Origin of the sequence: Caulobacter rhizosphaerae, assembly GCF_010977555.1 — a bacterium.
In the GTDB taxonomy this organism is placed as follows: Bacteria; Pseudomonadota; Alphaproteobacteria; order Caulobacterales; family Caulobacteraceae; genus Caulobacter; species Caulobacter rhizosphaerae.
Map to the genome: position 1 here is coordinate 3325081 of NZ_CP048815.1, position 16345 is coordinate 3341425.

The 16345-nt window shown below is 68.5% G+C and carries 15 protein-coding genes; 10 read left to right on the plus strand and 5 right to left on the minus strand.

Annotation, left to right across the window (positions count from 1 at the left end; genetic code table 11):
• Positions 1–2: 2 nt before the first annotated feature.
• Complete coding sequence (dusA, locus tag G3M57_RS15200) at positions 3–1013, minus strand: tRNA dihydrouridine(20/20a) synthase DusA (RefSeq protein ID WP_163231492.1); 1011 nt, start codon at positions 1011–1013, stop codon at positions 3–5.
• 410 nt (positions 1014–1423) lie between these two features.
• Between dusA and G3M57_RS15205 the strand changes: the two genes are divergently transcribed.
• Entirely contained in the window at positions 1424–4459 is a 3036-nt protein-coding gene (locus tag G3M57_RS15205) for a sensor histidine kinase (protein ID WP_163231494.1), read from the plus strand.
• Entirely contained in the window at positions 4452–5087 is a 636-nt protein-coding gene (locus G3M57_RS15210) for a response regulator (protein ID WP_056755500.1), read from the plus strand. The genes G3M57_RS15205 and G3M57_RS15210 overlap by 8 nt, the downstream gene beginning before the upstream one ends.
• 39 nt (positions 5088–5126) lie before the next feature.
• Here the strand turns inward: G3M57_RS15210 and G3M57_RS15215 are convergent, their stop codons facing one another.
• Both G3M57_RS15215 and G3M57_RS15220 read right to left on the minus strand, forming a co-directional pair.
• Positions 5127–5999 (minus strand): hypothetical protein, encoded by an 873-nt coding sequence (locus G3M57_RS15215; RefSeq protein WP_163231498.1) that lies wholly within the window; start codon positions 5997–5999, stop codon positions 5127–5129.
• Between the two features lie 186 nt (positions 6000–6185).
• Positions 6186–6965, minus strand: a complete 780-nt coding sequence (locus tag G3M57_RS15220) for an alpha/beta fold hydrolase (RefSeq protein WP_163231500.1) — start codon at positions 6963–6965, stop codon at positions 6186–6188.
• 372 nt (positions 6966–7337) lie between these two features.
• On the opposite strand from G3M57_RS15220, the gene G3M57_RS15225 reads away from it, so the two are divergent.
• On the plus strand, positions 7338–7910 hold the full coding sequence (locus G3M57_RS15225; RefSeq protein WP_163231502.1) for a helix-turn-helix domain-containing protein: 573 nt from the start codon (positions 7338–7340) through the stop codon (positions 7908–7910).
• Here G3M57_RS15225 and G3M57_RS15230 read toward each other — a convergent pair.
• Positions 7873–9870 carry an ATP-binding protein gene (locus G3M57_RS15230; RefSeq protein ID WP_163231505.1) on the minus strand — a complete coding sequence of 666 codons (1998 nt, stop codon included), beginning with the start codon at positions 9868–9870 and terminating at the stop codon, positions 7873–7875. The genes G3M57_RS15225 and G3M57_RS15230 overlap by 38 nt on opposite strands.
• 499 nt (positions 9871–10369) lie before the next feature.
• Between G3M57_RS15230 and G3M57_RS15235 the strand changes: the two genes are divergently transcribed.
• The 5 genes from G3M57_RS15235 to G3M57_RS15255 all read left to right on the plus strand — a co-directional run bounded on the left by G3M57_RS15235 (position 10370) and on the right by G3M57_RS15255 (position 14039).
• Entirely contained in the window at positions 10370–10777 is a 408-nt protein-coding gene (locus G3M57_RS15235) for a DUF427 domain-containing protein (protein ID WP_056755486.1), read from the plus strand.
• A 161-nt stretch (positions 10778–10938) separates the two neighbouring features.
• The gene (locus G3M57_RS15240) at positions 10939–11637 is read left to right on the plus strand and encodes a response regulator transcription factor (RefSeq protein WP_056755483.1); all 699 of its coding nucleotides are present in this window, start codon (positions 10939–10941) and stop codon (positions 11635–11637) included.
• A gap of 123 nt (positions 11638–11760) precedes the next feature.
• Positions 11761–12351 (plus strand): glutathione S-transferase N-terminal domain-containing protein, encoded by a 591-nt coding sequence (locus G3M57_RS15245; RefSeq protein WP_163231507.1) that lies wholly within the window; start codon positions 11761–11763, stop codon positions 12349–12351.
• Positions 12352–12489: 138 nt separating this feature from the next.
• Complete coding sequence (locus G3M57_RS15250) at positions 12490–13284, plus strand: SDR family oxidoreductase (RefSeq protein WP_163231509.1); 795 nt, start codon at positions 12490–12492, stop codon at positions 13282–13284.
• The gene (locus G3M57_RS15255; protein WP_163231511.1) at positions 13281–14039 is read left to right on the plus strand and encodes an SDR family oxidoreductase; all 759 of its coding nucleotides are present in this window, start codon (positions 13281–13283) and stop codon (positions 14037–14039) included. Before G3M57_RS15250 ends, G3M57_RS15255 begins: the two co-directional genes overlap by 4 nt.
• 73 nt (positions 14040–14112) lie before the next feature.
• Here the strand turns inward: G3M57_RS15255 and G3M57_RS15260 are convergent, their stop codons facing one another.
• Entirely contained in the window at positions 14113–14871 is a 759-nt protein-coding gene (locus G3M57_RS15260) for an SDR family oxidoreductase (RefSeq protein WP_163231513.1), read from the minus strand.
• Positions 14872–15171: 300 nt separating this feature from the next.
• Here G3M57_RS15260 and G3M57_RS15265 point away from each other — a divergent pair, with 300 nt between their 5' ends.
• Both G3M57_RS15265 and G3M57_RS15270 read left to right on the plus strand, forming a co-directional pair.
• Positions 15172–15639: a carboxymuconolactone decarboxylase family protein gene (locus G3M57_RS15265; RefSeq protein ID WP_163231515.1), complete on the plus strand. Its 468-nt coding sequence runs from the start codon at positions 15172–15174 to the stop codon at positions 15637–15639.
• 192 nt (positions 15640–15831) lie between these two features.
• Positions 15832–16239, plus strand: coding sequence for a hypothetical protein (locus G3M57_RS15270; RefSeq protein ID WP_056755469.1), 408 nt, complete (start codon positions 15832–15834; stop codon positions 16237–16239).
• Positions 16240–16345 lie beyond the last annotated feature (106 nt).

Sequence of the window (16345 nt, forward strand, 5' to 3'; positions counted from 1 at the left end):
GCTTAGCTGGCGACGGCGTCCAGCGCCCGCGCCTCGCGCGCGTCGACCGCCTGGCGGACGGCGCTCAGGGCGCGGTCGACCACCTCCAGCCCCGCCCCGGCCTTCACGCCGTCGACGGTCAGGATGCGGCGCCAGGCGCGCGCGCCAGGCAAACCGTGGAACAGACCCAGCATGTGACGGCTCATCGCCGCCAGGTGCACGCCCGCCGCCAGCTGGGCGGCCATGTAGGGCTTGTAGAGCTCGACCGCCTCGAACGCATCGATATCGGCGACGTCCTCGCCGAACACCCGACGGTCGACCTGCCCCAGCAGGCCCGGCTCATGGTAGGCCGCCCGCCCCAGCATCGCCCCGTCCACGTGCTCCAGCTGGGCCAAAGCCACGTCGAGGTCAGGAATGCCGCCGTTGATCACGATCGTCAGGTCCGGGCGCTCGCGCTTCAGCCGGTGGACCAGCGGATAGTCCAGCGGCGGCACGTCGCGGTTTTCCTTCGGCGACAGCCCCTTCAGCCAGGCCTTGCGCGCATGGACCACGAAGGTGGTGACGCCGGCCTGGGCCGACAGGTCGACCAGCTCGAACAGGCTCTGTTCCGGGTCCTGGTCGTCGACGCCGATCCGGCACTTGACGGTCACCGGTACGGACACCGCCGCCGCCATGGCCGCCATGCAGTCCGCCACCAGCTGCGGCTCGCGCATCAGGCAGGCTCCGAACCGCCCGCTCTGCACGCGGTCGGACGGGCAGCCGACGTTCAGATTGATCTCGTCATAGCCCCAGTCCTCGCCGATCCTGGCGGCGGCGGCCAGGTCTGCGGGCTCGGATCCGCCCAGTTGCAGCGCCACCGGATGCTGGCCGGCGTCGAAGCCCAGCAGCTTCTCGCGATCGCCGTTCAGCACCGCCCCGCTGGTCACCATCTCGGAATACAGCAGCGTCCGGCGCGACAGCACCCGATGCAGCGACCGGCAGTGACGGTCGCTCCAATCCATCATCGGAGCCACGGAGAATTTCGTCATAAGCATCGAATTTTATTCAATAATTTCCACGCCAATCCCACATGAGGATTTGGACCGACAGAAAGCCAACCGAAGGATTTCAAGGGGTTATCCGATTTTCGCGCGTAAAAATACGCTCAAAACCGCCGCTCACTGTACATGCGACGGGTTCGATCACGTACAGCATTTATGCGTTTTCTGATCCGGCATAGGGACGCTCCGCGGGATCGAAACGCCTGACGCGCTTCGACGCCGCGCCTCGGCCGCCTCGTTTCCCAACAGCCAACAGTCAGCTGGGGCGTTCGCCCACGGCTTCACGAGGATCCCGGTCGGAGGGGGTGTCGCCCCCCCCAACTGGGGCTTGCCATCCAGGCCCGGAAGAGCAGCAAGTGTCGGCAGCCTTGGGCGCTGGAGCCCGGAGAGCCGCGGAACCTGTCGTGCGATTGATCAAGGCCGTCCTCATTGCGACGATGCTGTTGCACACCTCCGCGGCGTCCGCCGCCGAGCCGGTGCGTCGCCTGGCCCACTACACCCATCAGCGATGGACCGAAGAGGGCGAGGCTCCCGCCCCCGTGCTCGCCATGGACCAGGGCCGCGACGGCTATCTCTGGCTCGCGACGGGCGTAGGTCTTTTCCGATTCGACGGGATCAACTTCGAGCCGATCGACATCGAGCCCGGCCAGGGGCGGCAGGATCCGCCGAGCGCCGTGCTGGCGGCGCGCAACGGGGACATCTGGACCAGCCTCGGCGAGACACACCGCTTCGCCGTCTATCGCGACGGCGCCTTGCGCGCCTCGGCCCTGCCCGCCGCGCCCAATCGGGTCGTGGCGATGGCCGAGGGGAAGGACGGCGCGATCTGGGCCCTCACCGCCCGGTTCGACGCCGAACTGCTGCGACTTCGCGGCCATCGGTGGCGCGCCTTCAACGCCGCCCAAGGCCTGCCGCGCGACGACGCTCTCAGCTTGCTGGTGGCGGCTGACGGCGCGGTCTGGGTGTCGCTCAGCAATTCGGTCGCGCGCCTGCCGCCCGGCGCAGAGCGGTTCGAAGTCGTGCGCAGGACGCCGCGCGCCAATGGAATGCTGTCGCAGGACCCCCTTGGGCGCGTCTGGCTGTCGGCGCGAACCGGCAGCTATCCCCTCACCGGCCCGGGTGGGCATGGCCCGCCCCCTGCCGGCCCGCCCTATCGCACCGACGACGCCCAGATCCGTGGCGCGCCTCGGTTCGATCGCGCAGGAAACCTCTGGATCGCGACACGCTACGGCGGCGTGCAACGGGTCGCGGCGGCGGGCGCCTTCGGACGCTCGAGCCGCTTGATCGAAACCCTTGGCGATCGCGATGGCCTGTCCTCGGACCTGACCAATCAAGTCTTCGAGGACCGCGAGGGCAACATCTGGATCGGCTCGGAAAAGGGCTTGGACAAGCTGCGTCCGGCGACGCTCCGGTCCGAGCCTTTGCTGAACCATCCTGCCGCCTTCGGCGACAAGCTGCTCTCGGCGTCCGACGGCAGCGTGTATGTCGGGGAGGCCGACACGATCTACCGGATCGCGCCGGACGGCGCCCCGAAGCCCATACTGCGTGGCGTCCGCGAACCGCAGAGCCTCTGCGAGGCGCCGGACGGCGCGGTCTGGATCGCCTTCGCCACGCGCGTCGTGGTGTGGAAGGACGGTCGAACGCTCCGGACATTCAACCGCCCCGACACCGACAGCATCATCTATGACTGCGCGTTCGACAGGCGCGGCGACTTCTGGATTTCCGCCGCCGCGGGCGGACTGCTGCGCCATCACCAAGGGCGCTGGGAAGCGATGTTCGCTCAAGCCGACGGCGAGCGGTTTCACCCGATGACCATGGTTCGGGACGCCGACGGACGGCTGGTGCTGCAATGGGCGCTGCGCCGCCTGGCCTGGGTGGACTATCCCACCCGCACGTTCCAGGGCCTGGACCTCGGCCGCGACGCCACCGCCGTGACCCTCTATCCTGCCGCGAACGGCGATGTCCTGGCCGCGGGCGACTTCGGACTGTCGCGGTTTCGCGATGGACGGGTCGACACGATACGGGCCGGCGCGCTGCGCGGTCGGATCAGCGGGGTGGTCCAGACGCCGCAGGGCGACACCTGGCTAGCCTATCCCAGGGCCCTGGTTCGGCTCGGCGCCCAGGACCTTGAGCGCGCCTTCGCCCGCCACGCCTTTTCTCCCCCCGACCTCTCGCTGGGCTTTGGCGACGGCCTGACCAGCCGCCCCCACTCGCACACCCAGCGCGCGCTGGTCCAAGGCGGCGACGGGCGGATCTGGGTCGCGACCGAGACCGGAACCCTGTGGATGGATCCTCGACACATCGTTCGCACGCATCTTCCGCCCGATGTCTCGATCCGGTCGCTGGCCGCGGGCGACCACCTCTATCGGGACCCCGCAGACCTCAGGCTCAAGAAGGCGACGTCCAGCCTTGAGATCGACTACGCGGTGCTCAGCTTCGCCGATCCCCGTCAGGTCAGCGTCCGCTATAAGCTCGAAGGCTTCGATCGCGACTGGGTCGATCCAGGCGCGCGACGGCAGGCGTTCTACACCAATCTCAAGCCCGGCAAGTACCGCTTCCACGTGATCGCGGCCAGCAACGAGGGCGTCTGGAACCGGACCGGCGCGGCGGTCGCGTTCGACATCCCGCCGACCTTCCTGCAGTCGCGCTGGTTTTTGGCCCTGTGCATCGGCTTGACCCTGGCGCTGCTCTGGCTGTTCTACCGGCTCCGCCTGGCCCAGCTGGAGCAGCGTATCCATGTCGGCCACGAGGCGCGGCTCAGCGAGCGCGAGCGGATCGCGCGAGAACTGCACGACACGCTGCTGCAAAGCGTCCAGGGCCTGGTGCTGCGGTTCCAGTCGGTGGCCAACAAGATGCCGCCGGGCGACCAGTCCCGAGACCTGCTGGAATCTGCGCTCAAGCGTGCGGACGACGTCATCGTCGATGGCCGCAACCGGGTGCGCGACCTGAGGATGGCCGAAAGTCCCGGCGACCTCCCCGCGATCCTGGAAGAACGGGGGGCCGCGGCGGGGTTCGATCCGCCCATCCCCATCCACATCATCACCGAGGGCGTCGCGCGCACCGTGCATCCGCTGGTCGCCGCCGAGATCGGCCGCGTCGCGGGCGAGGCGCTGTTCAACATCGCACGCCACGCCAAGGCCCAGTCGGTCGAGGTCTCGATCGGCTTCACCGACCATCAGCTGAGCGTCCGGATCCGCGACGACGGCGTGGGCATCCCGCAAGAGGTCGTGGTCAAGGGCCACAAGCCCGGCCACTTCGGCCTCGTGGGCATGCGCGAGCGCGCCCAGCGGATCGGCGGCGCCCTGTCGATCGAGAGCCGGCCGGGCGCCGGCGCCGAGATCACCCTGAAACTACCCGCGCGACTGGCCTATGCCGACAAGGCTCCCGCGCGGTCGCGCCTGTCCAACTTCCTTCGTCGTTTTGGGAGAGCCCCCGTTGCCTGAGTCCAGTTCGCGTCCCATCCGCATCCTCGTGGTCGATGATCACCCGATCCTTCGCGAGGGCGTCGCCGCGATTCTGGAGGATCGCGACGATATGCTGCTGGTCGGCGAGGCGCGTGACGGCGTCGAGGCCATCGTCCAGTTCCGCGACCTGCGGCCTGACGTGACCCTGATGGACCTGCAGATGCCGGGCATGGGCGGGGTCGAGGCGATCAAGGCGATCCGCGCGGAACATCCCACCGCCTGCATCGTCGTGCTGACCACCTATGACGGCGACGTGCAGGCTGTCCGCGCGCTGAAGGCCGGCGCCATGGGCTACCTGCTGAAAAGCAGCCTGCGCACCGAGATGCTCGACGCGATCCACAGCGTCAGTCAGGGCCGCCGCTATCTGCATCGCAACATCGCCGACGAGATCGCCATGCACATCCTCGAAGACGGCCTCAGCGAGCGCGAAGTGACGGTTCTGCAGCTTGTCGCCGTCGGCAAGGCCAACAAGGAAATCGCCCGCGATCTGGGCATCTCCGAGGAGACGGTGAAGGGCTATCTGAAGGGCGTCTTCACCAAGCTCGGCGTGTCCGACCGCACCCACGCCGTCACGGTCGCAGCGCGCCGCGGGATCATCGAGCTCTGAGAAGGCCACATCGGGCGGCGATCGCGCCGCCCGATGTGGCTAGGGGCGTCTGCCCAGCCAGGCCGCGATGTTCAGGACGTAGCGGTGAGTGTCGGCCAGAGCCCCGGGCTCGCGCGCCATTCCGTGGCCAGGAACCTCGGAGACGAAGGTCGGACATCCGCGCGAGAGGTCCCAGTTGTAGTCGGCGAAGTGGTGGAAGGTGCTTTCGGCAATCGCCGGCCCGCCGTGTCCGTCACGCTCGAAGGCGACGGCGAGGTTGAAGTCGCGGCCTGTGGCCTGGCTGCGCCCCGTCATGATCGCGCGGGCGCCGCCAGGAGCGGCCACGGCGCCCTCGTGCGGGTGGGCGGGCAAGTAGCGCAGGACGCCGGTCGGCGAGGCGGGATCGATCAGCACCGGATGAACGGGCTCGATCGGCCGGATCAGCTGATAGTCGCCATTGGCTCCCGACCGATAATTCGGCCAGGAAATGGCCTGGGTCTCCTCGTCGTCGCGGACGTGCCGGCCCGGATCGGCCTCAGGATTGCGGCTGTGGAAATGATGCGCCGCGCCGACGCCGCCCAGGGTGCAGACCGACGAGCCCAGGTCCATGTGGTCGCGGGTGACCAGCATGCCGCCGCCGGCCTGGCGGAAGCGGGAGACTCCTTCGCAGTCCTGCTCGGTCAGCCCGTCGCCGACATCGACGGCCAGCAGCCAGAGTTGGTCGAAGTCGCTCTCGTCCAGGCGCGACAGCACCGGATCGGGCGCGCCGAGCGGACCACGGTCGCGCGCCTCCACGGTGTAGAGAGGCCTTCCCTCGGCGTCGACCGCGCCGGCCAGCAGTTGATGCAGCAAGCCAAAGCGCGCGATCGACCAGTCGTCGTCGGTCGGCGGAATGGTGGTCTGCAGAAGTATCCGGGTCGCGCCGTCACGCATGGGGCCTCTCTACAGGTTCGGATAGTTCGGTCCGTCGCCGCCTTGGCAGCGGCTTGAAGCGGATGGCGGCGGCGGGGCCGGAGGGGCCGGCCCCGACGACCACCATGTCATAGGCCATAGCTTCGCGGTCGGGCGTGTTGGCCCGCCCTGCGGGATAGCTCTCTCTCTCTCGGCTGCGGTCACGCTTCAGCGCGCCGAAGCGGCTTCCTCGATCAGGGCGACGATCTCGCCGGGATGCGACACCATCAGGGCGTGCGAGCCGCCCTCGACGGCGACAGTCTTACGGGCCTTGGCGCGGTCGGCCATGAACCGCTCGGCCTCCGCCGGAATGTTGCGGTCGGCGGTTCCATAGATCACGTACGACGGCAACTGCTTCCAGGTCGGCGCCGTCGCCATGTCGGACAACGCCCGTCCCGTCACCGGGCGCTGGGTCGCGGCCATGAGAGCCGCCGTCGCGGCCGGCGCGTCCGCGGCGAATTGCGCGTGGAACTTGGCGGGTTGGATGTAAAAATCCTCGTCGCCGTCCTGCAGCACGACCGGGGCCAGCGCGTGGGCCAGCGTGCTGCCCGGGAACTTTCCCGACAGCGAGAGCGCCGATTCACCAGCGTCCGGCAGGAAACCCGCGACATAGACCAAGGCGACGACATTGCCCTGACCCTTCGCGGCCTCGGTAATCACCTCGCCGCCGTAGGAGTGGCCCACCAGAACCACCGATCCGCCGATGGACCTGATCAGCGCTGAAAGGGACTCTGCGTCGGATTTCAAAGCCCTTAGTGGATTGGCGGCGGCGACCACCGGATAGCCGTCCTGGCTGAGCTTCGCGACCACGCCGTTCCAGCCCGAAGCGTCTGCGAAGGCGCCGTGTACCAGAACGATGGTCGGCTTGGCGGCAGGCTCGGCCGACTGGGCGACGCTCGCCGTCGCCAGCGCCGCGGTCAGGCCCATGATCTTGAGCAGAGTGCGCATCGATATCTCCGTGGGTTCCGGGGAGGCGTCCCGTCGACCACACGATGCGCCATCTCCGTCGGGGCCGCCCATCCCGCGGAAGGGCTTGGCCGCCCCCTCCCAAGGTCTAGGTCCCCCGGGGTTCGAGCCAAGTTCGGAGCAGGATCATGCCGCCCTCCATCGCCCCGCCGTCCTTCACGCTTCCGCCCGCCCAGGCTCCAAGGGCGCGGCTCTTCTCCGACCTTAGGCGGCGCTCGACCGGATCCTAGCCGCAGGTATGGGGTCGCTCCGTCCTTCCGCCAGATCGATCGCCCGCGCCGCCCTCCGTAACGTCCTCTCCATCGCTCACCGTCCGAGGGTCGTTGAGCCGGAACACAACGACGGAAGGCCGCCATGCCGCCAGGGACCGACTCCACCGAGACCGTCAACGGGCGCTCGTCCAGCCTGGCCGGACTGCTGGCCGACGCCCTGGGCGATCTCGCGCCGGAGCAGATCAGCGCCCGCGCCAAGATCGCCGCCGCGCTGTGGATGGTCGGCGGCGAACAGGCGCTTACGGCCCACACCGGCGGCTTCGCGCCCTGGCTGGTCAAGCGGCTAAGGGCGCATATCGAGACCAATATCGAAACGCCCCTGCGCCTCGAAGACGTCGCGGGCCTGGCGCGCGTTAGCCGCAGCCATTTCTCGCGAGCGTTCAAGAAGACCTTCGGCGAGCCCTTCTCGCGCTATGTCATGGGCGTGCGGTTGGAACGGGCCCGGCGACTGCTGATCGACACCAACCAATCGATCAGCGAGATCGCCCTGGCCTGCGGTCTCAGCGACCAGTCTCACCTGACCCGCCTGTTCCATCGCCGCTACGGCGCTCCGCCCCGCGCCTGGCGGCGCGTGCACGGCTGGCCGGTCGCCAGCGCCGCGGAGCAGCCGCTCGGGTTCAGGCGGCCGGGGGATCAAGCGGCAGCGCGATCGTGAAGATCGCCCCGCCGGCGTCGTGATTGGCCGCCGAGATCGCCCCGCCATGCTCGGTGATGATCGACTGGCAGATGGCCAGGCCGATGCCGATGCCGCCGTCCTTGGTGGTGAAGAACCCATCGAAGACGCTGGCCAGGTGCTCGGCGGCGATGCCCGGTCCGGTGTCGTGGATCGAAATCGTCACGCCGCCCGGAACCGGCGCCGCAGCCAGCCGGATCTCGCGGCGGTCGAGACCGTGGTGGTCGATGGCCTGGAGACTGTTGATCAGCAGGTTGACCACCACCTGCTGCAACTGGATCCGGTCGCCGTGAATGGCCGGGAGATCCCGATCCAGGGCCAGGCTTATGGTGATGGCCTTGGCTTCGATCTCGTGGCGCACGATCATCACGGCTTCCTCGATGGTCGCGCGCAAATCCAGCCGCGCATGCCGCGGCTGGCGCTTCATGGCCATTCCGCGCACCCGCTCGATGATCTCGCTGGCGCGGCCGGCGCTGGCGGCGATCCGTTCGGTCAGCATGCGAACCTTTTCGAGATTGGGCGGGTTCTGGGCTAGCCAGCGCAGGCTCGTGTCGGCGTTGGTGGCGATCGCCGAGAGCGGCTGATTGACCTCGTGCGCGATCGAGGCCGCCAGTTCCCCCAGGGTCGACAGGCGCGCCGCGTGGGCGAAGTTGGCCTGCAGGCGACGGAGCTCGCCCTCGGTCCACAGCCGTTCAGTGACGTCCTCGATGGTGATGAACGTGGTGTCCATGTACTCGGGCGGCGCGGGATAGGTCACCGAGAACACCACATCCAGAACCCGTCCGTCGAACGTGGCCATCTTGGCCTGTTCTACATAGTTGCGGCGGCCCTCGAAGTGGGCCTCCATCACCCGGTTGGCCATTTTCGGCGTGGCCGAGAACAGATAGCGCACCGACTGGATGAGCTCCGCGGCGTTGCGCGCCCCGAACAGTCGGACGGCGGCCTGGTTGACCTCGGTCACCACGACGACGTCCTTGGCCAGTTCGACCAATTCAGGGTGGTCGTCCAGAAAGTTGGCGATGTCGGTGACCCCCTGGGCCCGCAGCTTCTGAAACTCGTCGCCGGAGCGGCGGGAGTCGACATAGAGCAGCGGCGTGGGTGCGAAATGGATCAGCTTGCGGTAGCGGTCCTCGCTGGCCTGAAGCTCCCAGGCCGTGCGGTCGTCGCTGACTGCGCCGTTGACCATCAGGAACACCGCCTCGGCGCGGCCCGGCTCGGCCGACCGCCAGGCGGTCGCGGTCGCCCCGGCCAGCACGCCGTACAGTCCCAGCACCTGGACAAGGGGCGAGCCGACTGGCCGCTCGAGGGCGGCGGCCAGCAGCCCCGCTATGGCCTCCCGGCTCTCGGCCGGCCAGAAGTCGCCCAAGGGGCGCCCGATCGTCCGGTCGCGCTCGGCCGAACCCCCGAACAGTCGAACTGCGCGCACGTTGGCGTCGATGATCCGACAGTCGCCGAGCAGCGCGCCGCCGTCGGCCCCGGCGGCGCGAGCGGCGCGGGTCCCGACCACGTCCAGTTCCCAGCAGGCCGCGATCGTCCGCCGCAGCTCTGTCGGTCCGTCCAGGCCGCTCAGATGCGGACGCGAACGCGCCGCCTGTCCGTACTCGACCACGTCCCTCAACGAGCCGTCGGCGTTGCGCCTCAGGGTGCGACGCACGTGGGCGGCAACGGCGGGACCGGCCGCCCCGCTGCGGCGGATGTCGCCCTCCCAGGCGCCCTCGCGCAGCAACAGCGCCCATTCCTCGTCATGGAGCTGGGCGTCGGAAGCCAGTTCGCGCAGGTCCAGACCCACCATCGCCATGGCCGGCCAGCCGTAAAGACTCTCGGCCGCCGGGTTCCAGTAGCGGACGACGCCCGCAGGGTCGGTGACGACGACGGCCTCCATCGCGAGATCGGCCAGGTCACCGCAATCCCCTCGCCCCAAGGTGCGAAACAGCACGGTCATGACCGGCGCGCTCCGGTCGTGGCGGCAAGGCAGCGGCGTCGGGACTTCGTCATGATCCCGACATTACCGCGGTCGATCGCCCCGACCCTCACACGTTCGGGCCGGTCCGCTCCCCCCTCTTCCGCGTCAATGAAGACGGCCGGGGGTTTACCTCGCCCCCTCGTTTCCGCAGGCCCGACCATCGCCCTGGCTACCTATCCTTTGGTCTGGGGGCCATAGCGCCTTCTTGGGTGGCGGCCGGGAATTTCGGGGCCGCGGACGCCGCCCGCGGTTCGCCCACCGCATAGTTTCGGCCCCCCGACCCTGCGGCGACACTCCTGTCGAGCCGTGTCAATCGGACGCGGCAGGGATGGCGAACGCGAGATTTTTTCCGATTTCATCTCGCGACCAACGAAGCGGTAGGCGAGCGCCCAACCTGTCCGGCTCAACCCGAAACGAGGCGATCAGGCGAATGAAGCTTCGGCTCGCGCTTGATCGTCAGACCCCACAGGTGGACCCCATGATCACTTCCGAAACGGACCAAACCCCACGCATCCGCGGCGGCGTCCGCGCCCGCGCGCTGTTCGAAGGCCACGACATTGCCGACAGCCAGGACGTGGTCGTCGTGGAAGAGGCGGGCCATGCGCCGGCCTACTACTTCCCGCGTCACGATGTGTTCATGGTCTTCCTGCGCCAGACCGACAAGGTCACGCGCAACCCCGACAAGGGCGACGCCCGCCATTTCATGATCTATCGGGACCAGCATATCGTCGACGACCTGGCCTGGTCCTACGAGACCCCGCGTTCGGCCTTCGCCGCCATCGCCGGCCGCATCGCCTTCCATCCCGCCCACGTCGACTTCCAGATCGACGGGCAGCCGGCCGCATGGACCGGGGAAGACGACGACCCGGAGGTCGCGGCCGGCTGATTTGGGGGGCCGCGCCATGCCCTGTTCGGGTCTGGCCGCCCCACGGCGCGGGGCTCATAACGCGGACGAACCAGGGCCGGGTCATGACAAACCTTCCCGCCGAAGACTGCCCTCGCAAGTGCGTCGCCAGCCTCGGCGCGACCGCGCTCAGGAGGCTTTCGATGACTGAACCCCTACCCCTCGCGCGGGACGAGCGCGGTTTCGCCGGACTGTCCGCCAAGGTTCAGGCCGAGGCCAAACCGCTGGTCATCGTGGTCGATGACGACGAAGCGGTGCGGCTTTCGATCTGCGAGCTGCTGGAGTCGGTCGGCATCGACTCCGCGGCTTTTGGTTCCACCCGCGAGCTGCTCGAGGCGGATGTGCTGCATCGACCCGGCTGCATGATCCTGGACGTGCGCATGCCGGGCCTGAGCGGGCTGGACTTCCAGAGCCAGCTGGCCGCCCAGGGCATCCCGACGTCGATCATCTTCCTGACCGGTCACGGCGACATACCGATGACGGTCCAGGCGATGAAGGCCGGGGCCATCGAGTTCCTGACCAAGCCCGCCCGCGACCAGACCCTGCTGGACGCCGTCAACCGCGCCATCGCCGCCGACCAGGCCAAGCGCGGCGACGCCCAGACGGCGCGGGAGAACGCCACGCTCTACCAGAGCCTGACGCCACGCGAACGCCAGGTCATGCGCTCGGTGGTCCAAGGCGCGCTGAACAAGCAGATCGCCTATGAACTCGGCATCACGGAAGTGACGGTCAAGCTGCACCGTAGCAGCCTGATGAAGAAGATGCGCACCCCCTTCGTCACCCATCTGGTGCGCGCCTGGCAGTCCCTGCCCGCGCCCCTTCGAGACGAATTGCCCGTCTAGGCCGAGCATCGACGATGGCGACGCCTGTACGCGGGTATGGGGCGCCCTGGGCCTTTGGCCAAATCGCTCCGGATCGGCTCGGCGCGTAGCGTCTCCAGCACACCCATCGCCCGGAGATCCCGCATGAAACTCTACTACGCCATCGGCGCCTGCAGCCTCGCCGACAAGATCGCCCTGGCCGAGGCCGGCATTCCCTGCGACTTCGAACGCGTCGAGCTGCATACGCGGACCACCGAGACCGGGGCGGACTACGCGGCCATCAATCCCAAGGGCTACGTGCCGGCGCTGGTGCTCGACGGCGGCGAGATGATCACCGAGAACATCGCCATCCTGTCCTGGGTCGCCGAGCAGTCGCCAACCCTTCGTCCCGACGGCCCGTTGGGCTGGTTCCGACTGCTGGAGTCGCTGGCCTACATCTCGACCGAGGTCCACAAGAGCTTCCATACCTTCTTCATTCCGGATGTGACCGAGGAGGCCAAGGAGCAGGCTCGCGCCCTGGCGACCCTGCGGCTGGACTACCTGGCGGCCAGTCTCGGCGACGCCTACCTGCTGGGCCCGAAACTGACCGTCGCCGACCCGTACCTGTTCGTGATCATGACCTGGGCCAAGCCCAACGGCGTCGTCCTGCCCGCGCCCCTGGCGGCCTACTACGAGCGGATGAAGGCCCGCCCCGCGGTCGCCGCGGCGCTCGCCAGCGAAGGCTTGCAGGTCTGACCATCGGCGGGCGGCGCCTATGCGCCGGTATAGGTCCCGCACGCCCTTTCACCCAATCGATCCCATCCAGGTTCGCGCCCTAGGTTTTCCGTTCAGGCCGAGCCGCCAGAGTCGGGCGCCGGAGACGGAGGTGTTGAGATGAAGATCGTGGTGGTTGGCGGGAGCGGACGGATTGGCGAAAAGCTGGTCTACAATCTTCGCCAGGACGACTATCGCGTCCTTGAGGCCTCGCCCTCGTTCGGCGTGAACACGATCACGCGGGAAGGCCTCGATCGGGCGCTCGACGGCGCAACCGTCGTGGTCGACGTCACCCAGTCGCCGACGCTGGACGGCCCAGGGGCGCTGGCTTTCTTCGAGGCCTCGGGGCGCAACCTGCTGGCCGCCGGAAAAGCCGCGGGCGTGCGCCACCACATCGCGCTGTCGATCGTCGGCACAGACCGCTTGCAGGCCAGCGGCTATTTCCAGGCCAAGAAGATCCAGGAAGACCTGATCAAGGCTTCCGGCCTGCCCTTCTCGATCCTGCGCTCGACCCAGTTCTTCGAATTCATCAGCGGCGTCGTGCAGGACGGCACGGACCGCGACATCGTCATCTCGCCCGCCCGCGTGCAGCCGATCGCCGCCGAGGACGTGGCCGAGACCCTGGCCGATCTGGCCCTGGGCTCGCCGATCAACGGCGCCGTCGAGGTTGCGGGGCCCGAACGCTTCCGGCTCGACGCCCTGGCCGCGGAGGTCCTCACCGCCTTGGAGGATCCCCGCCAGGTCCAGCCAGATCCGGCCGTTCCCTATTTCGGCGCCCGGCTGGACGAGGCCTCCCTGCTGCCCGGCGCGACCGCCCGCATCGCGCCCACCCGCTTCCATGATTGGCTGAGCGCCAGCCTGCAGGCTCCGCCGATCGCCCCCCGAACCATGCGCGGGCAAGGATATGCACCATGAAGATCGTCGTCGCCGGCGGGACCGGTTGTGTCGGCGCCCGGCTCGCCGAGATCCTCCGCCGCCAGGGCCATGAGGTTCTCATCGCCGCCCGCGCGTCGGGCGTGGATGTGATCACCCGCCAGGGCCTGGACGAGGTCATGGTCGGCGCCGAGGTAGTGGTCGACGTCCTCAACTCGCCGTCGTTCGATGATGCGCCGGCCATGGCGTTCTTCCAGACCTCCAGCCGCAATCTCCTGGAGGCGGCTTCCGCGGAGGGCGTACGCCACTATCTGGCGCTCTCGATCGTCGGCTGCGAGCGGCTGCAGGGCAGCGGCTACTTCAGAGCCAAGCTGGCCCAGGAGAACCTGGTCCGCGACGGCGGCGTACCCTATTCGATCCTGCGCGCGACGCAGTTCTTCGAGTTCCTTGACCGCGTCGTGGACGATGGGCTGGACGGCGACGTGGTCCGCCTGGCCCCGGCTCGCGTGCAGTTCATCGCCGCCGAGGACGTCGCCGCCGCTCTGGCCGACATCGTCGATCGCGCCCCGGCCAACGACACGCTCGAGGTCGCGGGTCCCGACCCGTTCCGCCTCGATGACCTGGTCCAGCGCTTTATGACCGCCCGCCAGGACGAGCGCCCGGTCGTGGCCGAACCGACGGCGCTCTATTTCGGAACCCCGCTGGGCGACGAGACCCTGATCGCCGACGGAAATCCGCGCTTCGGCCATACCGAATTCGACCTCTGGCTGCAGCGCGCGAATAAGAGCGCGGACTGACGCAGGCGTCCGTAACGCAAGAGCGGGCGGTCCAGCCGGACCGCCCGCTTTCGCATGGCTGCAACGAAGTTGGTCAGGCCGCGGCCGGAACCACGTCCCTCAACCAGTCCTCGAACATGGTCCGGCCGAGAATGGGGGCCTCGCCCGGCGTCAGCGAGCGCTCCTGCAGCTTGACGCCGAAATAGAGCGCCGCCGGATCGGCGACGACCTTGCGGGGATCGCCCTTGGCCTGCAGATAGCGGGCGACGAACCTGTCCAGGCCGAAGGCCGAGGGTCCGGCGACCTCGACCAGCCCGTTCACCGGTTGGCCCAGCACGACGTCGGTCAAGGCGCCGGCGACATCGGGCGCGGCGATCGGCTGGACCAGGGCGGGCGACACGTGCACCTCGTCGCCGACCTGCCCCGCCTGGATGATGCCCTGGACGAACGGAAAGAACTGGGTCGAGCGCAGGATCGAATAGGGAATCGGCGAGGCCCGGATCAGGGCTTCCTGGACGATCTTGGCCCGGAAATAACCGCTCTCCTGCAGGCGCTCGGTCCCGACGACCGACAGGGCGACATGGTGCTTGATCCCGGCCTTCCGCCCAGCGGCCAAGAGGTTGCGGCCCGAGGTGACGAAGAAATCGAGCGCCGGGCCAGCCTCGAACTGTGGCGAGTTGGCGACGTCGACCACGATGTCGGCGCCCGCGAGCGCCGCGTCCAGCCCCTCGCCCGTCAAGGTGTTGACCCCAGTGTTCGGCGCGGCGGCGATGGCCTCGTGGCCCTGGCGGGCCAAATTGGCGACGACGCTGGAACCGATCAGGCCAGTCCCGCCGATGACGACGATTTTCATAGCGCTTCTCCTCGAATGGATCGTCCGGGAAACATGACGCAAGCGTGCGCGGACGCACGCGAGGCGATGGATCGGCCCGGCGCCCGTCCTGGGCGCGGTGGACCTCCGCCGAGGGCGTATCGGCGCACGCCCTCACCACACCACGCCTGGACCTTGGAACAGCTTGACGACGCCTCGGCGCCAAGACCGCCCCGCGGCCCCCGTCCCAAGGGCGTGTCGGTGAGCCCTGTGCGGATGATGGCGCTCATTCCGTTCGGGCGCGCATGTTGCGGCGTCTTCACCGTCAAAGAGGAACCGACGATGACCCAGTCCCCCCGCTTCGCCCCGTTCAAGCTCGCGCCCGACGTGACCAAGGCCATGCTCGCCGTCGAAGCCGCCCTGGGCGAGACCGGCATCGAGCGCGGCCTCGGCGAACTGGTCCGCCTGCGCGCCTCCCAGATCAACGGCTGCGCCGCCTGCATCTTCATGCATGTGCAGGACGCCCGCTCGCACGGCGAAACCGAGCTGCGCCTCCAGATGCTCAACGCGTGGCGCGAGTCTTCGCTGTTCACCGATCGCGAACGCGCCGCCCTGGCCTGGGCCGAGTCGCTGACCCGGATCACCAAAACCCACGCGCCCGACGCCGACTACGAAGTGGTCAAGGCCCAGTTCAGCGAGGCTGAAATCGCGGCCCTGACCATCATCATCAGCCAGATCAACGCCTGGAATCGGCTGCAGATCGCCGCCCGCGCGGCCCACCCGGCCCAGCCGGCCGCCGTCGCGGCCTGACCCGACGGCCCGCAGCCGCCCGGATCGCGTCGAAGCCCCCCAATGTTCGACGCGCGAAGGCGACCGGCCTCGAAAGGGCGACAGGTCGCCTTCGGTCGCGCCCCGGCCTCCCAGCGCGCCGGGGCGCGCCTCTTTCAACCCCCCCTCCGCGGCCGACAGGTCCCGGGGTCCTGGCGCAAGGAGATCGCCCTGATGAAATATACGTGCATCGGCCTAGCCGCCCTGCTTGGCGTGCTCGCCGTGGCCAATGGCCTGTTCATGCTGTTTTCGCCCGAAGGCTGGTACTTCGCCGTGCCCGGCGTGACCACGACGGGCCCGTACAATCAGCACTTCATCCGCGACATCGGCCTGATCTTCCTGCTGATCGGCGCGGCCTATCTGACCGGCGTCGCCCGGCCTGACCTGCGCTTGATCTTCTGGACGGGATCGACGATCTGGCTTTCGGGCCATGCCCTTTTCCATTTCTGGGAAGTGGCGGTCGGCATCTGCTCGGCCTCGGCGCTCGCCCGCGACTTCATGGCCGTCACCCTGCCCGCCATCCTCGGCTGGCTGATCACCGCCTGGGCGGCGCGACGCGGCGCCGCGAGCGCCAATCGCTGAGCCGCCCTCGGATCTCCTGAACGGCTAGACGATCGTATAGGTAGAAAGCGGCCTCTACAGCGTCGATATTTCAATCACACGGGGACCTTCGCCCGTGAAAGGACCA